Annotated in this window: 17 protein-coding genes and 3 pseudogenes; 6 read left to right on the forward strand and 14 right to left on the reverse strand. The window is 58.6% G+C overall.

The annotated features are described in order from the left end of the window. The coding region (locus tag CRT23_RS24600) for a calcium-binding protein (RefSeq protein WP_146056491.1) at window positions 1-707 on the forward strand (707 nt) is incomplete at its 5' end. 1,243 nt (window positions 708-1,950) lie between these two features. On the opposite strand, the gene CRT23_RS24605 is transcribed toward CRT23_RS24600, so the two are convergent. The 5 genes from CRT23_RS24605 to CRT23_RS24620 all read right to left on the reverse strand — a co-directional run bounded on the left by CRT23_RS24605 (window position 1,951) and on the right by CRT23_RS24620 (window position 11,139). Further along, the gene (locus CRT23_RS24605) at window positions 1,951-2,964 is read right to left on the reverse strand and encodes an NAD-dependent epimerase/dehydratase family protein (RefSeq protein ID WP_103712200.1); all 1,014 of its coding nucleotides are present in this window, start codon (window positions 2,962-2,964) and stop codon (window positions 1,951-1,953) included. 78 nt (window positions 2,965-3,042) lie between these two features. Further along, window positions 3,043-4,350: a UDP-glucose/GDP-mannose dehydrogenase family protein gene (locus tag CRT23_RS24610; protein WP_103712201.1), complete on the reverse strand. Its 1,308-nt coding sequence runs from the start codon at window positions 4,348-4,350 to the stop codon at window positions 3,043-3,045. A gap of 3,522 nt (window positions 4,351-7,872) precedes the next feature. After that, window positions 7,873-8,502: a hypothetical protein gene (locus CRT23_RS28040; protein WP_146056492.1), complete on the reverse strand. Its 630-nt coding sequence runs from the start codon at window positions 8,500-8,502 to the stop codon at window positions 7,873-7,875. Then, window positions 8,486-9,112, reverse strand: a complete 627-nt coding sequence (locus tag CRT23_RS24615; RefSeq protein WP_146056493.1) for a hypothetical protein — start codon at window positions 9,110-9,112, stop codon at window positions 8,486-8,488. Before CRT23_RS24615 ends, CRT23_RS28040 begins: the two co-directional genes overlap by 17 nt. 872 nt (window positions 9,113-9,984) lie before the next feature. After that, a complete protein-coding gene (locus tag CRT23_RS24620; RefSeq protein ID WP_103712203.1) occupies window positions 9,985-11,139 on the reverse strand; it encodes an HNH endonuclease signature motif containing protein in 1,155 nt (384 codons plus the stop codon). 925 nt (window positions 11,140-12,064) lie between these two features. Between CRT23_RS24620 and CRT23_RS24635 the strand changes: the two genes are divergently transcribed. Further along, complete coding sequence (locus tag CRT23_RS24635; protein WP_103712205.1) at window positions 12,065-12,295, forward strand: helix-turn-helix transcriptional regulator; 231 nt, start codon at window positions 12,065-12,067, stop codon at window positions 12,293-12,295. Between the two features lie 734 nt (window positions 12,296-13,029). Here the strand turns inward: CRT23_RS24635 and CRT23_RS24640 are convergent. The 3 genes from CRT23_RS24640 to CRT23_RS28690 all read right to left on the reverse strand — a co-directional run bounded on the left by CRT23_RS24640 (window position 13,030) and on the right by CRT23_RS28690 (window position 15,888). Next, on the reverse strand, window positions 13,030-14,316 hold the full coding sequence (locus CRT23_RS24640; protein WP_103712206.1) for a glycosyltransferase: 1,287 nt from the start codon (window positions 14,314-14,316) through the stop codon (window positions 13,030-13,032). Then, on the reverse strand, window positions 14,313-15,476 hold the full coding sequence (locus CRT23_RS28050; protein ID WP_146056495.1) for a hypothetical protein: 1,164 nt from the start codon (window positions 15,474-15,476) through the stop codon (window positions 14,313-14,315). Before CRT23_RS28050 ends, CRT23_RS24640 begins: the two co-directional genes overlap by 4 nt. Before the next feature lie 235 nt (window positions 15,477-15,711). Continuing rightward, window positions 15,712-15,888, reverse strand: coding sequence for a hypothetical protein (locus tag CRT23_RS28690; RefSeq protein ID WP_181017454.1), 177 nt, complete (start codon window positions 15,886-15,888; stop codon window positions 15,712-15,714). A gap of 41 nt (window positions 15,889-15,929) precedes the next feature. Between CRT23_RS28690 and CRT23_RS29325 the strand changes: the two are divergent. Next, window positions 15,930-16,344: pseudogene (locus CRT23_RS29325) on the forward strand (IS630 family transposase); the annotation flags it as partial. Between the two features lie 325 nt (window positions 16,345-16,669). On the opposite strand, the gene CRT23_RS24645 reads toward CRT23_RS29325, so the two are convergent. After that, window positions 16,670-18,028: a LicD family protein gene (locus tag CRT23_RS24645; RefSeq protein ID WP_146056496.1), complete on the reverse strand. Its 1,359-nt coding sequence runs from the start codon at window positions 18,026-18,028 to the stop codon at window positions 16,670-16,672. Window positions 18,029-18,038: 10 nt separating this feature from the next. Then, window positions 18,039-18,500, reverse strand: coding sequence for an adenylyltransferase/cytidyltransferase family protein (locus tag CRT23_RS24650; RefSeq protein ID WP_103712208.1), 462 nt, complete (start codon window positions 18,498-18,500; stop codon window positions 18,039-18,041). Between the two features lie 120 nt (window positions 18,501-18,620). On the opposite strand from CRT23_RS24650, the gene CRT23_RS28055 reads away from it, so the two are divergent. Next, a complete protein-coding gene (locus CRT23_RS28055; RefSeq protein WP_181017455.1) occupies window positions 18,621-19,799 on the forward strand; it encodes a hypothetical protein in 1,179 nt (392 codons plus the stop codon). A gap of 62 nt (window positions 19,800-19,861) precedes the next feature. Then, window positions 19,862-20,575 (forward strand): CatB-related O-acetyltransferase, encoded by a 714-nt coding sequence (locus tag CRT23_RS29680; RefSeq protein ID WP_181017456.1) that lies wholly within the window; start codon window positions 19,862-19,864, stop codon window positions 20,573-20,575. 183 nt (window positions 20,576-20,758) lie between these two features. Here CRT23_RS29680 and CRT23_RS24660 read toward each other — a convergent pair. From CRT23_RS24660 to CRT23_RS24675, 4 genes and pseudogenes are all read right to left on the reverse strand, one after another. Continuing rightward, window positions 20,759-21,279 (reverse strand): annotated as a pseudogene (locus tag CRT23_RS24660) (transposase); the annotation flags it as partial. Further along, window positions 21,275-22,489 (reverse strand): annotated as a pseudogene (locus CRT23_RS24665) (IS66 family transposase); the annotation flags it as partial. The pseudogenes CRT23_RS24665 and CRT23_RS24660, both read right to left, overlap by 5 nt. 79 nt (window positions 22,490-22,568) lie before the next feature. Continuing rightward, window positions 22,569-22,949 (reverse strand): IS66 family insertion sequence element accessory protein TnpB, encoded by a 381-nt coding sequence (gene tnpB, locus CRT23_RS24670; RefSeq protein ID WP_245436566.1) that lies wholly within the window; start codon window positions 22,947-22,949, stop codon window positions 22,569-22,571. Further along, the gene (locus CRT23_RS24675; protein ID WP_103712210.1) at window positions 22,946-23,335 is read right to left on the reverse strand and encodes a transposase; all 390 of its coding nucleotides are present in this window, start codon (window positions 23,333-23,335) and stop codon (window positions 22,946-22,948) included. Before CRT23_RS24675 ends, tnpB begins: the two co-directional genes overlap by 4 nt. A gap of 31 nt (window positions 23,336-23,366) precedes the next feature. Here CRT23_RS24675 and CRT23_RS24680 point away from each other — a divergent pair, with 31 nt between their 5' ends. Continuing rightward, window positions 23,367-23,864 carry a hypothetical protein gene (locus tag CRT23_RS24680; protein WP_103712211.1) on the forward strand — a complete coding sequence of 166 codons (498 nt, stop codon included), beginning with the start codon at window positions 23,367-23,369 and terminating at the stop codon, window positions 23,862-23,864. Window positions 23,865-23,896: the final 32 nt, after the last annotated feature.

The raw sequence follows: 23,896 nt of genomic DNA on the forward strand, positions 1-23,896 counted from the left end.
CTGTTCCTCCAGATTCTGGTTCGCTGCCCGAGACAGGCAAGCTCGTGACGGGCACGTCCGGCAACGACGAGCTGACGGGTGGCTCGGGCCACGACACGCTGGATGGTGGGGCGGGTGCTGACACCATGATCGGGGGTGCAGGTGATGACATCTACATCGTCGACCACTCGGGCGACGTGGTCACCGAGATGGCCAATAGCGGCACGGACACGGTGCGCACCAGCCTGACCACCTACGCGCTCAAGGGCAACGTCGAGAACCTGGTCTACACCGGCTCAGGCGGGTTCAGCGGCGTCGGCAATTGCCTCGACAACGTGCTCACGGGTGGCGCCGGCAACGACGTGCTGATCGGCGGGGCCGGTCACGACACGCTGAACGGTGGAGCGGGCCACGACAAGCTCAACGGTGGCATCGGCAACGACGTGCTGTGGGGTGGCGCAGGCGACGACACGCTGACCGGTGATGCCGGATCCGACGTGTTCGTGTTCAAAAGCGGTGAGCGCGGCTCGAGCTTCATCACCGACTTCCAACGCGGCACGGACAAGATCGACCTCAGCGGGCTGGGCTACACCAGCTTTGCCGATGTGCAGGCGCACCTATCGACCGGTGCGGACGGCTTTGCGCTGATCTCGGATGCGGGTCACGACATCCTGCTGCAGCACGTCACCGCCACGCAGCTCAACGCCGCCGACTTCCTGTTCGCCTAAGACGCACCTGCTCTCCGGTTCTCACCTCAGCAGGCGCGCGACGTGCAACTCAGCATGGTCGAGCGCCTGCGCACATGTGGCTGCCGGAGTCTCGGCTCGCTAAGCCGTTGACCGATAGAGTGGCCCGGCTGAATTCCCGCTGCTGGTTTCCACGTAGCGCCTGCTCGGCGGCCGCGCACCCTGGTCTTCGCAGCGCGCCCCCAGGAGCCGGCTCTAGAATTTGGAGTTCAGGCAAGCCGCGGCGAGTTCGCTCGTAGGGCATTATTTTGATGCCGCTGGAGCCGGTTAGCGAGACTTTGAAGCTGGCCTTCGAGCGATTGCCATGCACGCACCTGATTGGATGCGGCGGGTCATGCCGCCGATCTAGGCGGAGCGTTACCGGCGCCGGATCGATGCGCGCTTGCCGGGGTGTGCGTCCGAGCGTGAAGCTCATGTGGTCCAATCAGACTTATACCTCATCCACGCACTGTACATATCCCTTTCAATCTCACATGCCGCGTTGGGTTCGTTCTGCGAAAACGCTGATCTATTTCAACCCCAAGGCGTGCTGGCAGCACAATCTCTAGGCGTATTTGAAGTGCGACGCCCGAGGGTTGATGTAAAAAAATTATAACCAACTAAATTATCGAGTTAGTTTTGATTTTTTCATTCGGCGTGAATCAAAGTATAGTATCTATCTCAAAATCACAGAATGTAATGTCGTTTCTGTGCCAATTTATGGGAGGAGGGTTGCTCTGCAAGCAGGGGGATGCTGGGCGGTTTAGTCGACCTCCTGATCGCGGCGCGGACCCTCTTCCTGATGCCATCCTCAGCATCGGCAACGTTCGCGTGTTTGCTCAAATCTGGTGGCTCAATGTTGAGAGGTGGAGGACAGCGTACTCGGCCTTCGGCAGGGGAGGGGGTAACATGCGGTCGACGACAGACGCGACTGCACGAGAGGCTAGACCTCACCGCTGATCATCCGAGCTGATGGTTGTGCAGTTCCGCTGACGCGCCTCGAGCCCGTTGGCAACCCTGTACCAAAGCTTCGACTGCCCACCACTTAATGTGACGACGGACGCTGCAAATTTGTTGATGACGCGCTCGTCGTGGGTCCGGGCGATGCCGCGTGCGCCGTGTGGATCTCCTTCGGCAGCAGCGGCCTGAAAGATGAGACATGCTGCAGCGATTTGCCCGGACGCTAGAAGCCGCCCCGCCTGCACATTGGAAGCGTTAAGCTTGGCTGAACGACGCGTCGAGCCCCTCAGGAAATGCCGTAGTATTCTTTGTACCAAGCCACAAAAGTCGGAATGCCTTCCGTAATCGGTGTCTGCGGCACTTGCCCGACGAGAGCTCGGAGTAGTTCCGTATTCGCTGCGGTACGGGCGACATCACCTGGGGGGAGAGGCTTAGAGATACGGGCAGCTTGGCGACCGAGGGCTCTTTCTAGTTCATCGATCATGGCGTCGAGGCGAACGGGGTGTCCGCCTCCGATATTTACCAAGCGGTACGGTGCGCAGTTGCTCAGTGTGTCTGTCTCACAGACCGGGCCGGTTGTGGCTGGAAAGGGTGGAGGCACATCAGCCAAGCGGCGGATCGCATCTACGAGATCGTCGATGTACGTGAAGTCACGCTCGGCGCTTCCCCCGGAAAAAACCTCAATCGGCTCGCCCGCCAAGATTTTACGGGTGAAGAGAAACAGCGCCATATCGGGGCGCCCCCAAGGCCCGTAGACCGTAAAGAAGCGGAACGCCGTTGTGGGAATGCTGAAGAGATGGCTATAGGAATGGGCCATCGCCTCCATCGCGAGCTTTGTGGCGGCGTAGAGAGTAAGAGGCGTGACTGCCCTGTCTGTTTCCCGGAAAGGGAGCTGCGTGTTGCCGCCGTAAGCTGAACTGGTGGAGGCCAGGAGCAAGTGGCGCACGGGATGCGCGCGCACGGCCTCCAATAGATTGAAGCTGCCAATGAGGTTCGCGTCCGCGTAGGCTTGCGGATTTTCCAAACTGTATCGGACTCCGGCCTGCGCAGCGAGGTGGAAGATGACGTCCGGCTTCACGCAGTCCAGGAGATGCAGTAACAGGCCTGGCGTTTCCAGCCGGCCTTCCACTGCCTCAAAGCTGGCATTCCGGGCTAGATCGTTGTGGCGCGCACGCTTCAAGCCGACATCGTAATAATCAGAGAGCGCGTCAAAGCCCGTGACGGTGTGGCCTTCAGCCAAGAGACGGTGGCTGAGGTGATAGCCGATGAAGCCAGCGGAGCCCGTCACGAGGAAATGCATTTGCTTCCTTCCGCTATACCACTACCGCCCAACGATGACGCCAACTGCCAAGCTCGTCGCCATTGCCTTGATGCGGCCTCACGGCTTACGGCCGATGCTGACGTATTTAAATCCGTGTCGCTTGACCACCTCCTGTGAGTAAACGTTGCGCAAGTCGATCAACACTGGCGCGCGCATGGCATCGCGCAGGCGGCTGAAATCCAGCGCTCGGAAAGCGTTCCATTCCGTCACGACGACCAAGGCGTCGGCACCCTGCGCGCAATCATAGGCGTCGCTGGCGTAGGTGACGTCGGACAGGAGTGGGCGCGCCGCCGCCATGCCCTCGGGGTCGTAGGCTCGGATCGTGGCTCCGCCGTCCTGAAGGCCCGTGATGATCGACAGGGCGGGCGCGTCCCGCATGTCGTCGGTGTTGGGTTTGAACGTCAGGCCCAGGATTGCGATGGTCTTGCCCCGGACCGAGCCGCCGCAGGCCTGGATCACCTTGCGGGCCATGGCACGCTTCCTCTGATCGTTGACCGCCACCACGGTCTCGACCAGGCGCACCGGAGTACCGGCATCCTGGGCCGTCTTGACCAGGGCCAGCGTATCCTTGGGAAAGCATGAGCCGCCGTAGCCGGGGCCGGCATGCAGGAACTTGGAGCCAATGCGGTTGTCGAGACCGATGCCGCGGGCGACCTCTTGCACGTTAGCGCCCACCTGCTCGCAGAGGTCGGCAATCTCGTTGATAAAGGTGATCTTGGTGGCCAGAAACGCGTTGGCGGCGTACTTCGTCAGCTCCGCCGTGCGCCGGCCGGTCACCAGGATCGGAGCGGCGTTGAGATAGAGCGGACGATAAACCTCGCGCATCACCTCGGCCGCGCGTTCGTCCTCGGCGCCGATCACGATACGATCGGGCCGCTTGAAGTCGGCGATCGCTGCGCCTTCGCGCAGGAACTCGGGGTTGGAGACCACCGCCACCTCGGCGTCCGACGCGGTCTCTCGCAGAATGCGCTCGACCTCGTCGCCGGTGCCGACCGGCACGGTCGATTTGGTCACCACCACCGTGTACCCGGACAAGCTCTGGGCGATCTCGCGGGCCGCGGCGTAGACGTAGCTAAGATCGGCAAAGCCGTCGCCGCGGCGTGAGGGCGTACCGACGGCAATGAAGACGGCGTCGGCCTGAGCGACTGCGTCCTTGAACTCGGTGGTGAAGGTGAGCCGGCCCTGGCGGACATTGTCGGCCACCAGCGTCTCGAGGCCGGGCTCGAAGATGGGGATGCGGCCCGCGTTCAGCGCGTCGATTTTGGCCGGATCCTTGTCGATGCAGACTACGCTATGGCCGAAATCGGCAAAGCAGGTGCCCGACACCAGCCCCACATACCCTGACCCAACCATGGCAATGCGCACTACAAGCCTTCCAATCTTTTCATCTGAGTTCAGGACGCCAAGCGTCCCTCGGAAGGGACCGTGCTAGATGCAGTTCGTAGTGGCGTTTACCAACTTGGTGACCGCCTAGCCAGCCACTCAGACAAGATGGAACTATTGCCTGTTCAACGTGGCGCCGCAACGGTGCTCCCACCTCTCGTGAGGGTCCGATTACGCCGCGCGAGCCCTCCTGACCTATATCTCATTGGCAATCGGTGCGTACCCCTACTGATCTCGCGTGCTGTGTTGGGTTCGTTCTGCGAAATCGCTTGGCCGCTCTTCGACGAAGGTTCACCGACGGTGCAGTCGCATGATTTATTCGAGTGGCGCGCCTATGACGCTGATATGAATGCCATCGCGCGCCAGAGAAAATGTTCAATGAATTCGGATTTATAATAATAGCGTCGGATTAAGCTGCATCAACAATGCTGAGAAGCAGAATATTACTCAAAGTATGTGTTAAATCACATTAGAATGATTCATTATAGTGTACCATGTGCATAAATTGATGACGTGGCTTACGATTTGCTATCACTTTGTCGCTGGTTTGTAGCATGGATATCGTTCCATTTTCTGTGGTTTTTTGCGAACGCTTCTGTGATTTTTGCTGTCACCTGATTGCACGTTCTGCCGCTCTGCGATTTGCGCTGCAATGTCCAACTCTGAGCGCGGCGCAGACACCATGGTCGGCCTTCAGCAGGGGGCCACGAAGCGGGCGCCGTTACACGCAACTGCTAGGAAGACTAGACCTTACCGCTTATCATCCGATCTGGTGGTTGTGCGATTCCGCTGCCGCGCCTCGAGTCTATTGGCAACCCTGTACCAAAGCTCCGACTGCTCACGATCTGGCGTGACGCCGGACGCCGGGAATTTGTTGATGACTCGCTCGTCGTAAGTTCGTGCGATGCCGCGTGCGCCGCGCGGGTCCCCTTCGGCGGCAGCGGTCTGAAAGACGAGACGTGCTGCAACGATTTGCCCGGACGCGAGGAGCCGCTCTGCCTGCACATTGGAAGCGTCAAGCTTGGCCGAACGACGTGTCCTACGGTTGGTGGAGGGCGCATCGGAGCTGCGAGTGCTCGCTTCGGGCGTGACATCTGCCGTAGCGGCGGGAGAGAGGGCGACCGTCATATTGCGGTTGTTGGACTCCGACTCCACAGCTCCATTCGACGACCCTGGTGGAGTGAGTGGTTCTGACGTCAGCGCGCGTGGGCGGTTGGGGTCTGCTGGGTCTGCAAGCTGCGGGGTGTTTGGAGTCTGTGCAGGTAGTGTGCTTGAACCAGGGGTTCCTAACATCGGCGTGAGTGCGAGCGCAGGGATCGGGCGATCGTCAGGCTTTGCGGGATCCTGGGATGATGCCGCGGTCGTCGTATCCCTGCTGGGGAGAGAGGAGTTCTCAGGCTCCGACGTCACCCTCGGCCTGGCCTCTAAGGACGGCTCGTGCGTTGGCAAACTCTCAGACACGTCCGGCTTGGTCGCCTCATTTTGTTGCGTTGCATCCCCCTCCCGTGGGGACTGCTGGACGTAAGCCGACGAGCCTGCGGGCTCAGCAGGATCAAGTGAATCGCTTCTGGTGGTGCGCGTGTTTCCCGGATTGCTGAACTGCCGATTGCCACCGAGCCCAGGCACGGTGCCGTTCATTAGTGCCCACGTCGCACCCGCAAGGATAGCCGCAACAGCGACCGCGAATATCCTTTGATATATTCGCTTCCGGAACTTGCGTTTGCTTTTGCGCCAGAAACTTTCTGCAATGAAGTTTTCTGGTGCAGTGAGGACTGAGGGAGCGGAAGGTCCACGTTGGGTTTCAAACGGCTTTTCTGCCTTAGCAGCATTGCCCGCTTTGGGTGGATCAAGCGAAACGGATTCTAGCTTTTGCTCTCGAGGACTCGGAGCGGGGACTTCGGGTGATAGGTCAGGGAGCGGCGTTGCGGTTCCCCCTTCAGACTCTTGGGAAAGGGCACTGAGGACTGCAGGGGCTGAAGGTCCGGGCTGGGTTTCAAACGGCTCTCCCGCCTTAGCAGCGTTGCTCGCTTCAGGTGGATTGAGCGAAACGGATTCCCGCCTTTGCTCTCGAAGGCTCGGAGCGCGGACCTCAGCCAGCAGGTTGGGGAATGGCGTTGCGATTACACCTTCTGACTCTTGGAAAGGGGCAACAGGGTGCTCTGCGCGGAACTGCAGTGCGAGGTGAGGATCCGAGAGGAGCGTCGGTTGGGGAGCTTCATCGTGACGGACCGTACCGCTTTGACTGACCACACCAGGGGCAAGGGTTCCTCTGGCTGCAGGCGGCAGCGATGGGGTACTGACGTCAGATGGCGTAGCAATCTGCCCTCTGGGATGTGGCACAGGCTGGGTTCCTCCAGTCCTGATGTCCCGATCCTCTGTAAGGCGGCGGTTCTTATCGGGGACGCGCTCTTTCGCTTCGGAGGCAGTCCGGGGGAGCGGGGAGGGCGTGTTTAGGATTGGGCGGTCGACGAAGCGATCCTGCTCGTTGATGGATGACGTTGAGCCCCCCGCGAGAGCGTCTTCGTCTGCGTTCCGGTACGCCGCAGTCTCAAAATCTTTGTCGGCGAAGCTCGCGTCTGTGGGCTCGCGGATGGCCTCATGCCGGGGCCTTCTCGCCTTGCCGTTGAACGCGGGTGAGTTGAGGCCCGTTGCCGTGCGCGAAACCTGACTGGAATGCCTTAAGGGTGCTCTTGGCGCTTGGGTGATGCCCCAAGACCCTGCGCCACGATCGTCGTGGTCAGGGATAGTGCCACCCTCACGCGCGTTCTCGCTGACCTGAGCGGAACTCGCATCCTGCCTCTCGAAACCCAAGATAATGTGGTCGTCCTGATCGTGCGCGAGCGGTGTCGACGGGCGCGCATAGGAATCTAACTCGTCATCGCGGTCCCGGTATGCTGCACGCCAGTACGCGTCGTCCGACAGCAGCTCATCGGCTTGATCGTCGGTCGAGCTCCGACAAGGTTTTTCCTCTTCCGATGGGGAGGCGAGGGAATCTGGGTTCTCCGGCTCAGGCACCGACAGTCCTGGTTGCTCCTCAAAGGGAACCTGAGCCGGGCGAACATTGCGGAAGGCCTGTCCTCGAACAGCCTCATCTGAGAAAGGGTCGGCCTCATCCTCACTGGCTCCCTTCGATTTGGCGGAAAAAGGAGACATCGTGGATCCTTCCCTTGCTGGGCCCCTCCCATTCAGGATTACTGAGTGTGACCCTGGCCGGTTCGTGTGACAACGCCCCCTGCTCGAAGGACGAGCCTTACCACGATCGCCCATTGTGCTCCCGGTTCTGGTTATCGACTGGGCGCGGGTGGATCTGTCATTCCTGGTCCGTCGAAGACGAGCTCTCACGCCTCCGTGTCTCCGCTGCTGCACCCGTGAGGCACGAGCCACCACGTCGCGAGTTGGTGTCTGCCGCACTCTTTCCAGTGGTTGGACACGCCGTCAGAAGCCGCGCTGGCCTGCTGCGCGCCAGCGTGCCGAACCCAGCAACCTTGGGGAGGCCCAACTTGCCTACGACCGATTGCGGACGGTCGCGGACTCGAACTCAACGGCGGATGTCTCCGCTGGCTGGGACGAAGCGGCATCAAAGGCCCGGATGGCGAATTTCCGTCGGGACAAGGCTCGGCTCTCGTATCGCTCAAGCGCTTTCAATTCTTTTGCGATGTCGTCCAATCTGCGCGCCTCACGCTCTTCAGAAGATTCGGTCAGCAGATCGAACCCATGAGTTTTCGCCAATTCACGGATGACTTGCACACGGGTGCTTCGGTCAGCAAGCAACTTGCGTAGGGCGGCGTCGTTGAGCTTCCCACTGAGCGCAAGCTGCCAGTTGCCAGTGGCAGGATTCTCTTGCAGAGCGCGGCTAATGAGCTGGCTGCGAGCACAACGGACGCGGTTCAGGTCAACCTGGGCTTCAGCCACCCGGGTGGCCACCTCCAGGTTGCCACCTGGACCACAGCTCAGAAGAATGGCCCGCGCAAGCTGGTGGACCTCCGCTTGCAACGCCGGGTTTGCCGTTACAGGAATGGCGAGCCCATGCCCCAGCGCATTGCGCGATGCTCGAGCCTTGCCTTCGGCTGTCCGGGGACCCGTGCTGCGCTTGGCATTGGAGCGGTTGGCCTGCTCCTTACGGCTGCTGATCATGAGGGCCAGCTGCGTGGTGATTGTTGGAACTGACTTCCGCGAACTCGGCTTCCTCAATCGTCTCGCTGGCGCGGGCCAACCTGGCCGCTACAGCGTCGCGGTGGCGGCTGATCTCGCGCACGACTGCGTTTCGGCGGGCTTCAGCGCCTGCGATCATGCGGTCGATTCTTTCGATGTCGCTGAGTTTCGCGGCAAGACCCTCTGCCAGGACGACATCGAACGAGAGGCCCGCCTCATTCAGGAGTTCGTCCGTCTCCTGCTTCGCCTGTTGGTCTCCGCAGAACCATCCATCCGCTAAGAGGCGAGCTTTTATATAGTCGGCGAGTGGCTCAAGCACTGTGATAAGTCCTTGACGTGTTGCGGCCTGCAGTAGGCTACCCTTGAGGCGCCGAAGCCGTAGCACCTCCCAGAGGAGGTCGGTGACGTCCCGGACCCAGAACTCCTCGATGATGTCAGTTGGGCTGACGCTGCGCGTGACCTGGTCGAGGATTCGGGCGTACTGCTCCCCGTCCTCGCCCTTCAAGATGACGTGGGATGGGGGAAGAAGGCTCGTCGAGCCTGAACGCAGCTCGCTCACCGCTAACGAATGTGAGCTTGATTTCTTCGCCACAGGGCAGCTCCTGTCTCAGGTCCGAAGGTTCTGTTCCGGTCCTGTTCTCTCCTCTGGTTCAAACCTAAGGGAGACGCAACTCAAGCGAGGGTGGGAGCTTCTGAAGCCTGTGGAGGGGCGACGGTCTACGAGCAGACCTTTCAGCGTTACGGGTGTCTGAGATGTTTGAGGCTGCCCGCGAGTTAGGCGACGACCAAGCTCTGCACGGCCCATAAAGCGCAGCCGTTGCTGGTTGCTCTCTGCTGCAAGGCGCTCATCGCCGGTGCCGCCCCTGCCCGTCGTTCGTAGCCTGAAGCGGCCTGCTCTCCCGCCGAGTGGTTGAATGGTAGGACTCGATTGGCGAAATCGTCCTGCATCATTTGCTCGAATGCTCCTTCGAGCTGCGATCGACGGCGTCCTGGGGCATAAGCTCGAGGTCGAACTTGACTTTGCACACCGTGATGGATGTCAGCCAAATCGACTCGGGGGGCTGTTGGTCGAGCTAGGCAAGGACGGCACGATTCGGCTCAGTGCGCATTAGGGCTGACAGGACGTTTGTATCGAGAACAATTACTCGAATGTCGCCGGTAGAGCCAGTGTGCCCCGCTGCTCGCGGATCTCCTCTTGGAGGCCAACGCGAGCAAAGCGCGCTGTGATGCGGCCGCCAAGCGGACCCTGCGTCTCACCACTGTCTGCAGCTGCGGCTTGTGATAGTTCCCGAACTTCAGCTTCCACACTTCGGCCGTGTCGCTCTGCTCGGCCGCGCAAGCCAGCCTTCGCGCTACCGTCCAAGTTGCGAACAATAAGCTGCGCCATTTTCAATCTCCGTATCGCGTTATCACGATATCAAAAAATGGAGGGAGCACCCAGTGATCGCTTGAGCCTGTCCAGGCTCAGGCTAGAGTCCCTCGTCGGTGCAGCGCGGCGTCTGCCCGCTTGCGCACCATCTCGCGAAGGAGTCCGTCCCGACGCTGGTGAGCCGAGGTGATCATCAGGTCGACGCGTTCGATGTCGCATAGGGTCAACTGGAGCGCTTTCGCCGATATGGCGAGCGATGTGAGACCGCGCTCTTGTAGGAGTTGGTTGACTTGGGCCTGCTCGTGCTCCGCGCCGCTGATCCAGCCCAGTGCGAGGCAGCTGGTACTGCTTCCGCCGGAGCTTTCCACCCCGCGTTGCCGATGGATCTCGACGACCGGCTTAATAAGGTGCTGGACCGCTGCCAGTCGGGCTTGGACGAGGATCTGCGTCCGCGCTTGGCGGAGGTGTAAGGCCTCCCAGGTGAGATCCACAATCTCGTTCGCCCAGATGGCCTCGATGAAGTCTGCTGGTTTCAACTCGCTCAGGATGACACGCTGCAGACTGTGATAGGCCTCGGGTGCTTCATCGGGCAGGGGAGGGCGGCAACCAAAAATGGCCGCAAGGTCGTGCGGGAGGGCAATCGCATCCTCGAGCGCAGATGGGGGTTGGGCGCAAGTTTGCTCCGGCATAGTCCCCTGTGCGCCCGAGGTGGCGGCCTCAGGCCTGACCCGTATGCCGTCGCAGTTTGTTCGTGCACGCTGTTGCAGGCTCAACTGACCGGGCCCGTGCTGTGTGCTGTCGGTTTCAGATTCCGCAGGCGCAGGGTCGAGGATGGCCGCGCCCCGCGGTGCCGCGCATGCTTCCCGCGTGCTATCGGCTCGGGGCACTACCATCCCGTTGATCTTGCGCTTGAGGGCTGTGGCACGCGAGCCGGGAAGGGGACGTGCGGTAATGGCTGCGCCGAGATGGCGAACTTTCTGCCGCTTGGCTTGTGCCGTCCGGGCGTGATCATCTCGGGTCTTTGTTCGGCCACACGACTCATGGGCTGGGCCCATATTGTCGAGGGTGTCAGCGCCCCCGAGTTCGAGGGCGCGAATGTGCTCGACAATCCAGCGCTCGCGCACGCCATCAATCCGCTGATTGCAGACGACGCAGGTGCCGCTGGTTCGCTCCCAAGCCTGCAGACGGCGGCGGGGTGACAAGGAGGCACGCCGGGTGGTGCTGACGTCCTCGGGGGTGATGAAGGGCATTGCGGTGCTCGACTTACCGGGGGGGTCGGTTTGAGAGCAGGGTCAGCGCCTCATCACTGAGGTGCTCCCACTCGCGGAGCAGTTGCTCGTAGCGCTCGATTAGGGAGCGGAGCTCAGTGTCTTGCTCCAAGGAGACAAGCCTTACAGAGAGACCCAGTGTTGCAACGGTCGGGCACGACGGGTCAGCCGCGCGCTCCCACGATCGTTCTTCGCGCATGGTGTGCCTCTACGGTTAAATGGATTGGGGGCCGACTGGAGCCTCGTACCCAAGTAGGTCGATGAGCCTTCGTCTCAGCACGAAACGGGCGGTGTACTCACGGGAGCACTTAGGGGCGCCGGCGTTGGGTTCCGGTGAGTTCGACGCGGCAGGCTGCACAGCGCTTGGCTTGGCAATGCTTCGTGTGAAACGGGGCGCCGGTAAGGAGTTTTGCTAATCTGCGTTGTTCCTACTGATCGCTGCAGGGGCTTCGAAATCCACGGAGGCACCTTCTGCTGGTGAGGCATGGCCGAGAGGCGTACACCCTTGGCAACCAGCCAGGTTCCTTTCAGAGCATCGGAAAGGCAAAGCCTCCAAGGGTCACCCGTGACGGCTTGGCGAGCCCTTGCGGTCGCAAGGGCTGTGTACATGATGGCACGTCGATCATAGCGCCCCATCACAACGAGGGGTGAGGTACGTATCCCGAGGCGGGCGCGTCCGACAGCTATCTTGATGAAGGTTTCACGGCGAAGAAGCTTCCGTCGCTCATCGGAAGTGATCTGCATGCGATCAAAGCGGAGTTCTCGCACAGCGGCGGACCACGAGATGGAACGGTAGTAGGACATCTGGCGCACCATTTTGAGAAAGCTACACCCTGTGCTAGTTACTTAAGACAGGGAGCGGCATCCGGTCAATACCCTGTGCGGTTTTTTTGGTACGGAGTATTGGATGACGCCAGCGCAATTGAGAATGGCAAGAGCGGCGGTGAAGTTGGGAGTCCGCGAGGTGGCTGGTTTGGCCAGAGTTTCTCCGTATACGGTCAACCGCTTCGAGACCGAGCAGGGCGGCATTCGCCTCGACACTGCCGAAAAGCTAAGATCTGTTCTAGAGCAGTTAGGAGTGCGTTTCATGACCGATGATCACGGTCGTGCATGTATCTGCTACCAACAGCCGGATTAGGAGCCGTCTGCTGCCACCTCATGAGCTTGGATTGATTCCTGGAGGAGCATGATTTCGCCGTATCTTCTAATTGGGCGAAGGCCGTAACTTCGGTGAGGCTTCTTGTGCGGCTCGAGCGAGGGCCTGGATGTCGTCGGGAAAGCACGAGCTGCCATTGCCTGGTCCCGCGCGTAGGGACCTGCCGTCCAACCGGATTGAGCTTGCGCCCGGCGGCGTCAGCCGAGTGATCTTGCCGGGCACAATGACGTCGCGGATGTTATCCAGCTTGCGCCGCGCCGCATCAGCACGATGTACGTAGCGCAATCGACGCTCCGGCTGATTTGGTTTCGATGTATGGTCGTCGCCCCATTATCGCGGAGGAGCGGGCGGAGCCAATCCGCCAGACCCCCGGGACAAGCGCGGGCCGGGTCGTTCGTCAAGCATGCGCTGGGTGGCCGATAGCGTGTTTTGAGCTGATGGTGAGCGGGATCGCGCGTCTGTCGTGACGCGTGTGGATCCGGATTGTTCGGTAAGCGCTGGAAGGACGGGAGCGGGTTCGTCGGCGGATCACGGCTGAGGCGGTGGATGAGCAAGGCCACGCAAGAGCAGATGGCCCTCAACTTATAATAGTATGCCTGCGACCGCTTCGCCCAGTCGCCGATACGCAACCGTCAGTGTCTTTCGTGCGCGCATTAGAAGCGCAGCTTGTGCGGGTCCAGTCTGTTCAGACGGCAGCACATATCAATATGTAGGCTTTATGGCATTGTTGGATTGTTGTTGCCTTTTAAAATCTCTTTATAGATTCGCACAAATTCATCGTTCATATTTTCAACGTTGTTCGGTGACCGCACGCCCTGCTGAAGTCTTGACCAAAGGGCTTCTTCAAAAATACAGTTCTCAAACTTTTCTGCGAGATCTCCCCAATCGTTTGGACTGAAGTGAAGCCCGTCGTGTTGATCCGTCACTGCCTCCCTCATGCCACCGATACCAGAGCAGATGACGGGGCGACCAGCTAGAAAAGCTTCCTGAATGACGAGCGGAGAGTTCTCCCACCATACAGAAGGAACTACAATCCATCCCGACGCCTGCATGTGATCCAGCACTGTGCGAGGGTCGTAGGCGCCGCGGAGATGAACTTGAGATGCCCATTTTCTGAGGGGACGAACTAAGTCGCGGCATTCCGGCATTGCTTTTATTGTGGCTACATCACACCCAAACACGGCGAACGTTGCAACGGCTCCATGTTTTTCCAGTAGCGCGACAGCGGCATTCAAATAGATATCAAGTCCTTTGAAAGGGGTAGCTTGTCCGAAGAAGGCGAATTTCTTTCGAACGTCCGGTAGTGCTTTCTTTTCAGGGTTCGAAATTATAAGGCCAGACGTTCCGTTTCGTACGACGCGTATCGCCGGTGTCAGGCCCGCCTCTTCATGTCTCCGCGCCAGAAACTCGCTGGGAGATGTGATTACGTCGAAGCTACGGAAGTTCTGCGCGAACAAAGTAGCGCGAAATCGGAATTCCTCTTTCGTATGCTCAGGAAAGCAGAGGTGACAGTCAACGGGTGATGCGCGTTCGCAGAGAAGGCGAGAGTTCCGTTTCAGCATCTGGCCATGCATGTAGCAGACTGACAGATATTCGTGTAGCGTCAGTACAAATGCGGCTTGTGGGAAGCGGCCGCGAAGGTAAGAAGCGGAATTCACCCCGAGGCGAAAGAAATGATGGAAATGAAAGACGTTAATTCCGGCATCTTCACAGATGTCAGCGATACAGTCAAGAGTTTTCCAATCGCTCGTTGTTCCGAGAAAGTTATCATATCCGCTTCCGCTCAGCAGATATTCGGCTTCTGCGTATTTTACGATCTGCTCATCGCTAGCAAAAAGGGAACTTGATCCCGGAACCTCTCGTGGCGCAACGGCAAACAAGCTAGCGTAATCACAGAGTTGCCGCAGGTGTACGTAGGATCGGTGGGCAACGATCTCTCCTCCGCCCTTTTTAATAGCCGGATGTGAATGCGCCAGAATAGCCACGCGAAGGGCTTCCGTCATGGCTGTTGCCCATGTGAAGGAATGGTCGCTTCAAGACAATTTCTTATAGAACGGATCATTTGTAGCGGGTGAGAGTGGACAGGCGGCGGTGCTGTTTGCACGAGGCCATCCTCTTCGCCAACCACCACTTCTAAAACTGGGAATTCACGTAGAAGATCGAACAGCATCACAAGCGTGGAATCATAGCAACGGTAGCCCGATAGTACCGCACAAATGTCCCTGGTACGAACAAGGACAGGGTAGAACCCAGTGATCTGGAAGTCTCGAGGGCGCGTGAGCGGAGCATCTAGAGCCGTTAATATGTCTAAGCGGCGAGATTCACCGTTGGTACGCAACTGAACGATCTTGCCCATCTCAGTGTAATTGAGAACTTCAGCTAGCATATTGTTTAGCGGATACGATATAACAACACCAGGAGGCAAAAATAAAACAAACTCATGCTCATCCATAAAGTATTTCGCATCGTAGATCGAGGTGAAACTTTTCGTTTGGTCGAAGAGCTGGGTAGGAATGTCCTCTGCCAAGCGGCCTTCCGCTGATAAATCCCAGAGGCTTGCCACACCCCCGAGCGTATAGCGTATCGATTTTGCTGTGACCCAACTCCCAAGACTGAAGGAATCGCTGCCACGGCAGCAGACCACGAGAGCGACGGAGCGAGCGCCACGCAGGGCCTGTGAGCCCGCACTTTTCCCGTACCCAAGCGACCGCCTAAGCAGGCCGCCCATCTTATCAGCACGCACCAAATCAGCAGCAAGGCTTAAATTTGCCTCAACTGCTTTCCGAAACAGCTCGGTGAACGCAGTGTCGAAACCCGCCTTTTCCAGGATCGTTGGAACGACTAGCAGCCGCTCGCTGGCATTACGAGCGCTCTCAATTGCCCATACAAAGTTGTTGCTATGCTCAGCCGCCGGAGGAGGAGCCCGGCTTATGAAAAATGAGGATGCTAGCTTCTGCGGCTCGAGTCGCGAGACCGTATCCAGTCTGAAATACGGCTGCGCAGTGAGTCCAACAATACTGCAGACTTGGTTTTGCGTATGCTCAACTTCAATCAGTACAGAGCCGAAACCATCCGTGATGGCTTTGCTGAGCTTGGCGCCGCTAGGCGTTCGAAATCCCGATTGAATGGACGGAAGCGCCTGAGTGTCGACCATGCGTTGCATTATACCAAAAAATCTTTCATGCCACCACAGATTTTGGAGAGTATTGACGTAACGAGGTCAAATCGCCGGACCGTGGAGTTCTGCGGTTGACTTGGGCGCAATTCGCGGGACGGGGGGCGCTGACGGATTTTATGCAGTCCCGTGGTGTGGTGGCATCAGTTTAGCTGAGGCCGCCGCATACTGGGAAGCGTTATGGGACAGGTTCTTCACGGCTGCGCCACGACCACGCACGCGGTCAGAGCAGCGCTACAGCGATCGAAATCTTCATCCATAGACTGCGATTATCGGATGTCGTGGGAGCCGAGAGTTTCCCGCTCAAGCCCCCGCAGGCCCCGACCGGCAGGGCTTTGATCCAGAGGAAGCGCTTGAAGTTGTGGGCGAGGTTGGCACACTGACCCAGCATGGGAATCATGTGGCCGCCTCGCAAGGAACGGGTACCTCGAGGTGTCCGCTCGTCGCCAGGGCACAACTGACCTGTTCGCCGCCCTCGACATCTAGGCTGGGACGGCGATCGACCGCTGCATACGCCGCCATTGTTCGGTTGAGTTCCGCCTCTCCCTAGATCATATCGAAGCCGCCGTACCGGACGATCTCGACGTGCACACTGGCTCGTGAAGCGTTCGCGCTCGCACCTTAACGTCACGTCGACGTCCGCGTCGGGACTCAACCTCGTCGAGGGCTGGTTTGCAATGCTGATCCGTTGGCGCCTACAGCGCAGCGCCTTCCAAAAGACCACCAACCTTGAAACTGCGGTCCACGTTTACATCGGCAGACGAACGCCGACCCACAGCCCTTCGTCTAGACAAAACCTGCCGACGTCATCCCCACCACCAACAGACGCTTCTGCAAGATAAGTTACAACTCTGATCAACACTACTTCGGCAGAATAATATACTCAGCTAAGCTCGCGACAGAAACAGGAATCTATTCTGAGTCTCAGCAATCTCAGGTTTATCAAATCAGCCAGATTAGCTGCCTTTTCACCCCCAAGGATGGCCCACCCGAGCACTTCCGACGGGACGGCCAAAATAATGCCAGATGCCGCAAACGTCTAGTGCACAGACACTGCCGAAACCACCACGTGAACATCCACTAACTGCCTACGAACGCAAGAGAAACGAACCGGTTGCTGTGCGTATTGTCGGTGGCAGTGAACTAGTCACCAACCTGCTGCAGCGAAGTGTTCATCATAGCTATTTCAGCGGCCAAGGCCACTCATGAAAACGATCTGGTACTTTCCAATTAGGCCCATATCGCTCATCTAGAAAAGCCGAAGGGCGATTAGGAGCTGGCAACGAAACTCCATGGAGAGAAATTGTTGAAAGTGGTGTGATGATGTCATCGCTCAACGTTCTTATTTTCATCCGCTCCATATATAAGCGAATCTGCCCATCCTTTCTCCAAGCCGGAAATACATCCAAAGCTATACCGCCCCGCTGGACGTGAAAATTGCGATGTGATGATGAACGATGCGTGCTGAAACCCGCGTTCTGCAACACACCATAAATTGTGCTTTCAATCGATTTTTCTTCGACCTCATTCTCAGCATCTAATATCACAAGCAGGTCAACATCATCATCGTGCGGCAGAAAATCATTGTTACGGACGGCACCAAGGAGGGTGCCGTAGCAGATGCATACGCTAAACCCAGCCGCTTCAAGAACAGAGAGAACGTCTCTCGAAAGATCGATAAATTCGTCGGCTTTTTGGACTAACAATGCCTCCATGATCCCATGCTTGGTAACACAGAATCGCTTGCTTGAGCCTGCAATAGAAGCAGTGTCGTTTAACTCGCGCTCAAAGCCCAATATAGCATCTGGCGAATTTAAATACCGACTATAATTCGATAGTGTCTCCGCCGGAATCCTGTAATTCAGCGCGCTGAGGTATAGTAATGACCCCAGAAACCTGGAGTCGAGACGATCGACCGACTGAGGGACTAACAGCTGGGAAAGCGTTAGTGCATCGCCGCGACTGATCATCTCCCCGCGTTGAGCTTTATCCACTAGGGCGGCTTTGATTTGTCGGAACCAGTTTTCTCTGCAAAAAGCCAAGTCATATGTATTGGATGAGTAAGCAACGCCGCAGGTTCTGTAAAATGTATTGAAGGTTTCGGCAAGCCTGTTTACGCTATGTGGATCGTACGCACACTTGTTGATGCCCTGCGCCCTCAGATGAACACAGAGAGAACTTGATCTTACTCCCCACTCGTCAGGCCTGTTCAGCAAAAGAATCCGAGACACATGGATTGGCTTGAGCTCAGCTTGCCACCAGGCTCCCATCTCTCGCCTGGTGTGCACTCCTGCTCCGGTTAGCAATCCTGAAGCAACGAACCGTTCGTCGATAGCAGAACTCTGACTGGCGATTACAGCAGCAGGTTCAAGCAACGAACCATCAGCATCAAAAATTCGGAGAGCCGAAAGATTTAGGATTTCCGCCGCGTCGGTGCCCAGCCTAAGTGTGATACCTTCTATCTCCTGGTCGACCCTGATTTCGAGTCCGTTGAAGTCTGCTGAGCCAAAAAAGCCTTGCGACGGAAAGAAATTATACACTATTTCCCCTCTAAGTGTTTAAAGTCTTTGCAATGGCTCCGACAGTATTGATTGCTTTAACAAGCTCGTCCAGTCTTTCTCTAGAGAAAACAGCCAAGGCTTGCTTGATCTCCGACGACGAAACGCCCTGGGTTCGATCCAGATAGGCGACCTCGCAAAGATCACCAAGATCATCGAATTTTCCGGTCCAGTCATCTCCCATCACGAACTTATGTACACCGTGCTTTACGATATCGCTTCGCTTTTGCGCCCAATCCTCCTCGGGAATCACCAAATCTACATATTTTATTGAAGCAACAATCGCGCTCCGATCTTCGAAATTTATGATAGATTTTTTCCCTTTGCGCAGATTAAACTCGTCCGTAGAAACTCCTACTACTAATTTATCGCCCATCTGCTTGAGCCGTCGCAACAGGTTTAAATGCCCTACATGGAATAGGTCGTAAGTTCCATATGTTAACACTACCGTCATATATCTATTGCACCTACTTAAACCTAGCCAACTTTTCTGTAGCCGCCGCTTAGACGCAGGCCCTATCCGTTGCTAATACCATAGCCTCGGTGCGCGTTCGTCGTTGTGTGCACCCACTCCATGGCAGATTCCAGCATGTTTCAACCGAGAAATCTAGCTGCTATTGCTTTTTGCGTAGCCTTCGTGTCGAGTCTTTCAAAAGCGAGCGCGGCAGACATTCATCTGGACGTCGGAGCCTTCACTGAGGTAGCGGCAGGCCGGCACGCGCACTGCGGCGCAGATGACATACCAGATCAGCCGCTGCGTGCTTACCGCGACTCAGTCGGCAGAACAATTGCGATTGCAAGCCATTATAATGTTCGGCTGATGCTTGGGCGTGACGTGGACCACCTTTCCAAAAATTGCGAGCTCGCGCTTGTGGCTCGTGGGTCAGGCGATCCAGCTGCATTCAGCGATAAAACATGGCTAGCCGCAGTTTGGACAAAGGACGGAAAAAACATATTCGGGCTTGCCCATAACGAATTTCAGGGGCATCGCCACGTAGGCGCTTGTTCTTACCTCAAATACAGCGAATGCTGGTACAACGGTGTGGTTGCTGCTCGCTCGGAAAATGGGGGCGCGACGTTCGTTTTGCCAATACCGCCAATCGTCATTGCCGCTCCATCTTTTACTCAAGACAAGCATCAGGGCCGACCACGGGGGTATTTTGAACCGTCAAATATTATCAAATTAGGCGAACGTTGGTTTACATTCATATACAATACTGGCAATGTAGGGCAACCGAGCGGAGCCTGCCTTTTTTCAACGGATGATATTGCTAACTCTAGTAGCTGGCGCGGTTACGACGGCCGCAGTTTCGACGTTATATATACAAATCCATATGTAACCCCAGAGGATGGTTATCGGCCGATCGCAAGCTGTGCGCCGGTTGGGCCTTTCGGAGCTGCGGTAGGTTCGCTGCTAAAACATGAGCCATCGAGTCTCATTATCGCAATCTATGTCTCGCGTCACGCAAGTGGGCGCGCTTATCTAATGAAGTCTACTTCGCGAGATTTGCTGCAGTGGTCTCGGCCGGAGCAAGTTATAGAGCTCGGCCCAAGTTCCGGCAATGGAAATTGTAATGATAAATACCGGTACATGTACCCGAGCCTGATTGATCCTAAAAGCGAGTCAAGAAATTTTGAGACCACCGCCTCAGACACGATACGGCTGTTTGTGACGAGGATCGAACTAAGCAATTGCCGTGACACCATGGTCCGTGATCTTGTATACGCTCCAGTGACGCTATCCGTAAACTAGAGTGAACCGTTGGGATTTAGTCTATGTGCGATATCCCTCCGACCCAAAACAGCGAGGCAACGATGGAAATGCGTTCTTTTGAAGAGTTCCTGGCTAAGGCTGGGTGCAACGTTGCGCGGCAGTCACTTCCATTGCTTCAAAGTCAGCTGAGCGTCGAACCCCCTATTGTACTTACAAAACAGTTCAGGAGCGATCTTCCTGTCCATATCGGCGCATTTTCCAAGATTCATGGGCCCGGATTGATGGCGTGGACTAAAGTCGGGCGCTTTACCTCAATTGCCCCGCATGCGGTGTTGGGCGGAAACGAACACGCAATAGACTGGCTTTCCACCTCTGCTGTTTTTGAAGCTCCTCAGATGCACGGATGGGATAGTCTGCTGAGCTCAACCAATTCGCCTAGAAAGTTCGAGTTTAGCGGAGCCGTGAAATGCGTTTCGGTTGGGCACGACGTTTGGATTGCTGACGGAGCCTTTATCCGTGGAGGGGTAACAATCGGCGATGGTGCAGTAGTTGGTGCGCGTGCAGTTGTTTTAAGTGACGTGCCTCCATATGCTGTTGTGGCAGGTAATCCTGCGAAAGTAATTCGGATGCGATTTGATGACGTAACAGTAGAGAAACTTTGCGCCTTTCAATGGTGGAGGTTCGATTTCGCTGCAGTGAGCCAAGCTGATATACGCGATCCGCGGGCGGCTGTTGCGCAACTTGAGGATTTAGAGGCATCTGGTAAGATCGCCGAGTATTCACCGGGCTACGTCAATGCCGGCCGTTTCCGGTAAGGCGCACGTCGAACATGAGTCAATCACCTTAGCCTCGCTTATTCATTGAGGCTTAGCTGACGCCGTGTTTTGGGCTGACGGCGTGCTGGATCGCGCGTCCACTGTGACGCGTATGGATTGGGAACGTTGCGTCGGTGTTTGAGGGATAGGAGCGGGTTCGTTGGAGCGTCACGGCCCCGCCATTCAAGCCGGGGCTGGGACGAGCACGGCCGCAAGGTGGCGTAGCAAGTCGGCCTCGGGACAGGCGGCGGCGAAGGCAAGGCGGACGCTGGCGGCGGTCTCGCGGATCCCAGCGCCGAGCTTGAGCAGCCGGATGCGGATCGTCAAGAACTCGGCCCTGGCGAGGCATGGGCCGCCGGAATAGCGTCTCGCACGATGAGCATCAGCCAGTAGGCTGCGGTGTGTAAGACGAGCCGCATCTGGTTGGCGGCCGGATGCCGGTAGGAGGTGCGGTCGGAGGCGAGCTGGCCCTTGTGCAGCTTGATCTGGATCTCGGCCTGGCAGCAGGCGCAGTAGAGTTCGGTGTAGAGCCATGCCGCCGTGCCGGTCGCGATGTTCGTGACCACGTAGCGGATGTTGAGGCCGAGGCGGGTGGCCTCGATGCGGGCGGCGACACGTCGCTTTTGCCGCCAGGACTTGGCGGCGTGAGTGGTTTCGGCAAAGCCGCGAACTGCATCCTTGTCACCGATAGCCCACACCCTCAACGAGCGGGCGGCTACGTTCCTGTCGGCCCTGGCAACGCGCGTCGGCGCTTAGACCGTTGATCTCTCGCCCGATGACAGAGAGGAGATCGATGCGCGCGACCGCCTCCAAGGCGATCGGCGACACAGGCGGGGCGCCGCGGCCACGCCGTGCGCTCGCGGCGATGTCGTCGAGTTCGAAGTAGCCGCGACGGGCAGGGGACCAACACAGCGCCGGTATGACCCGTCCGCCCGGACGCGCGGGATCGTAGAGCCCGTTGTATCCACCATAGGCGTCGGCCTGCAGGATGCCGGACCAAGCCGCGAGGTGCGCATCCGGATGCTCTTGCCGCCGGTCGCGCGAGGCAAAGTAGAGCGCCGCCGGCGGATCGGCTCCGCCGAAAGGCCTGTCGTCGCGCACGTAGGTCCAGATCCGGCCCGTGTCGGTCCGGCCCTTGGCCAGGATCGGCACCGTGGTATCATCGGCGTGCAGCCTCTTGGCCGTCATCACGTGCCGAGCGATCCGCTCATGCAGGGGCGCCAGCACGACCGTCGCCGCGCCGACCTGGTCGGCCAGCGTCGAGACCAAGAGGTCGATACCCTCGCGGCCGTAGGGCTCGCTCTGACGGTTGAGCGGTTGATGCTGCCTGAACTTCTCGAACAGCCCCATGGCCGGCAGGTTCGGCCCGACGAAGCCGCGCGGGGTCACATGGAAGGGCGCCGGCGGCTGTGAGATGGCCTCGCACGCGCGGCAGCTGAACTTCTCCCGGACTGTTTGGATCACCTTCCAGGAGCGCGGGATCACCGCCAGGGTCTCGGTGACGTCTTCGCCCAGCTTCGACAGCTTCATGGAGCCGCAGCACGGGCACGAGGACGGCGCGGCGATCACCACCCGCTCGCGCGGGAGATGCTCCGGGAACGGCTTGCGGCCGGGACGACCACGCACCCGTGCAGGCAGCGACGCCCGATGCGCAGCCGTCTCCGCAGCGACCTCGTATTCGCTGGCCCTAGCCTCCAACTCCCGGAGCTGGAGTTCCTTCTGGTCGATGAGCTGCGCCGTGCGCTCCGATCGCTGGCCGTAGAGCCCGCGCCTGAGCTTCTCGATCATCAGCTTCAGATGCGCGATCGTGGCCTCGTGGGCGACGCCGCGGCCTTGGCCTTCAGCTCGTCGGCGAACGGCGTGGGAAGCTGTGGTCTGTGCCTCGATCCTGGCCTGGCGCTCTGCCAGTATCATCGCATGCGTCGCCACCAAATCGGCGAGAAGCGAGGGCGAAGACGGCAAGGGAGAGGCGGCGCTCACAGCAGCGATGAATTCACATCCTCCTGCAAACGCAAGCAAAAAGGCCTATCCGATCGCCGTCGGATGCCAGGTCTCCACCGGATTGCGCCAGTCGATGCCCGAGAGCAGATACCCCGTCTGTGCGGGCGTAATCGCAACGACCCCGTCGGCGGGCGAGGGCCACAGGAAGCGGCCCTTTTTTCAAACGCCGCACGTAGAGGCTGGCCGCCTGCCAGTCATGCCAGATCACCTTCAAGAGGTCGCCCCGGCGCCCGCGGAAGCAGAAAGCGTGGCCGCCGAGCGGATCGCGCTTCAGCAACTCCTGCGCCAACAGGGCCAGCGAAGCGAACCCCTTCCTCATGTCGGTGTGACCGGTGGCCAGCCAGACCTTCACCCCAAGCGGAACTGGGATCATCGCATCGCCTCGAGGCCGCGTGCCAACGCAAGCACCGCATCGACCTCGACGCCCCCTTCGACGATGATCCGGCGGCCGGCGGGCACGACGATCTCCACCCGGGGCGACCGCTCCGGCCGCGGTGCTGGATCCCGATCCCTGCTCCTGCCATCCAGCACCGGTGTTGGACTGGGTGGCTCAGGATCCGACGCGACCGCCACAGCCAGGAATGCGTCGGGGACGGGCAGCGCCTCCAGCCGTTCGCGCCCGCGATAGATCTGCTGCACCTGAATGCCGTGGCGCTTGGCCGTCGCGATCACGTTGCCGCCGGACAGCGACTCCGTCACGACAGCGCGCTTCTCCTGAGGAGTCCAGCAGCGGCGCCGGACGTAAGTTGCATCGTCCATCCGAGCATCTCCAGCATCGACGCCGGCACCGATGCGGCATCAGAAGACCGAAAAGCTGGATGTCGATAGACCTCGGAGCAAGGCGGCCTACGCCGGATGCAAACCCTTCCAGGAGGCTCCCGCCCATCTCGGGGTGGAGACGCAGCGGCAGTGGTCGGACAAGGCCATCGCCCGTACAACACCCTGCTTGCTCGCCCTGTTTGGGACTGTCACGCTGCTTGCCAGCCAGCTGCCGATCCGCGGGCGTGCCCGGGCCACCAAAGCTGCATGGTACGCCAAAACAAAGCCCACCTTCGTCGACGCGCTCGCGGCGGTGCGCTACGCGCTCTGGCGTGAACAGACTTCTGTCATGTCCCGCCGCCAGCGCCACAGACCGAAAAGGCGCTTTGTCTTGCCGCCTCCTTTGGCTTACGTCCTCTGCCAGTCCGCATGTTCGGCTAAAGTCGGACTGACGACCGGGGATCATTCAATCGTGCTCACGCGCGGAGTCAGGCTGACTAACCTGCCTGAATGGCTGCATTACCGCTAGCCTGACGTTGGAAAGCTGGAACAGGTCCGCCA

The sequence above is a fragment of the Methylobacterium sp. V23 genome (genome assembly GCF_002917135.1).
In the GTDB taxonomy this organism is placed as follows: Bacteria; Pseudomonadota; Alphaproteobacteria; order Rhizobiales; family Beijerinckiaceae; genus Methylobacterium.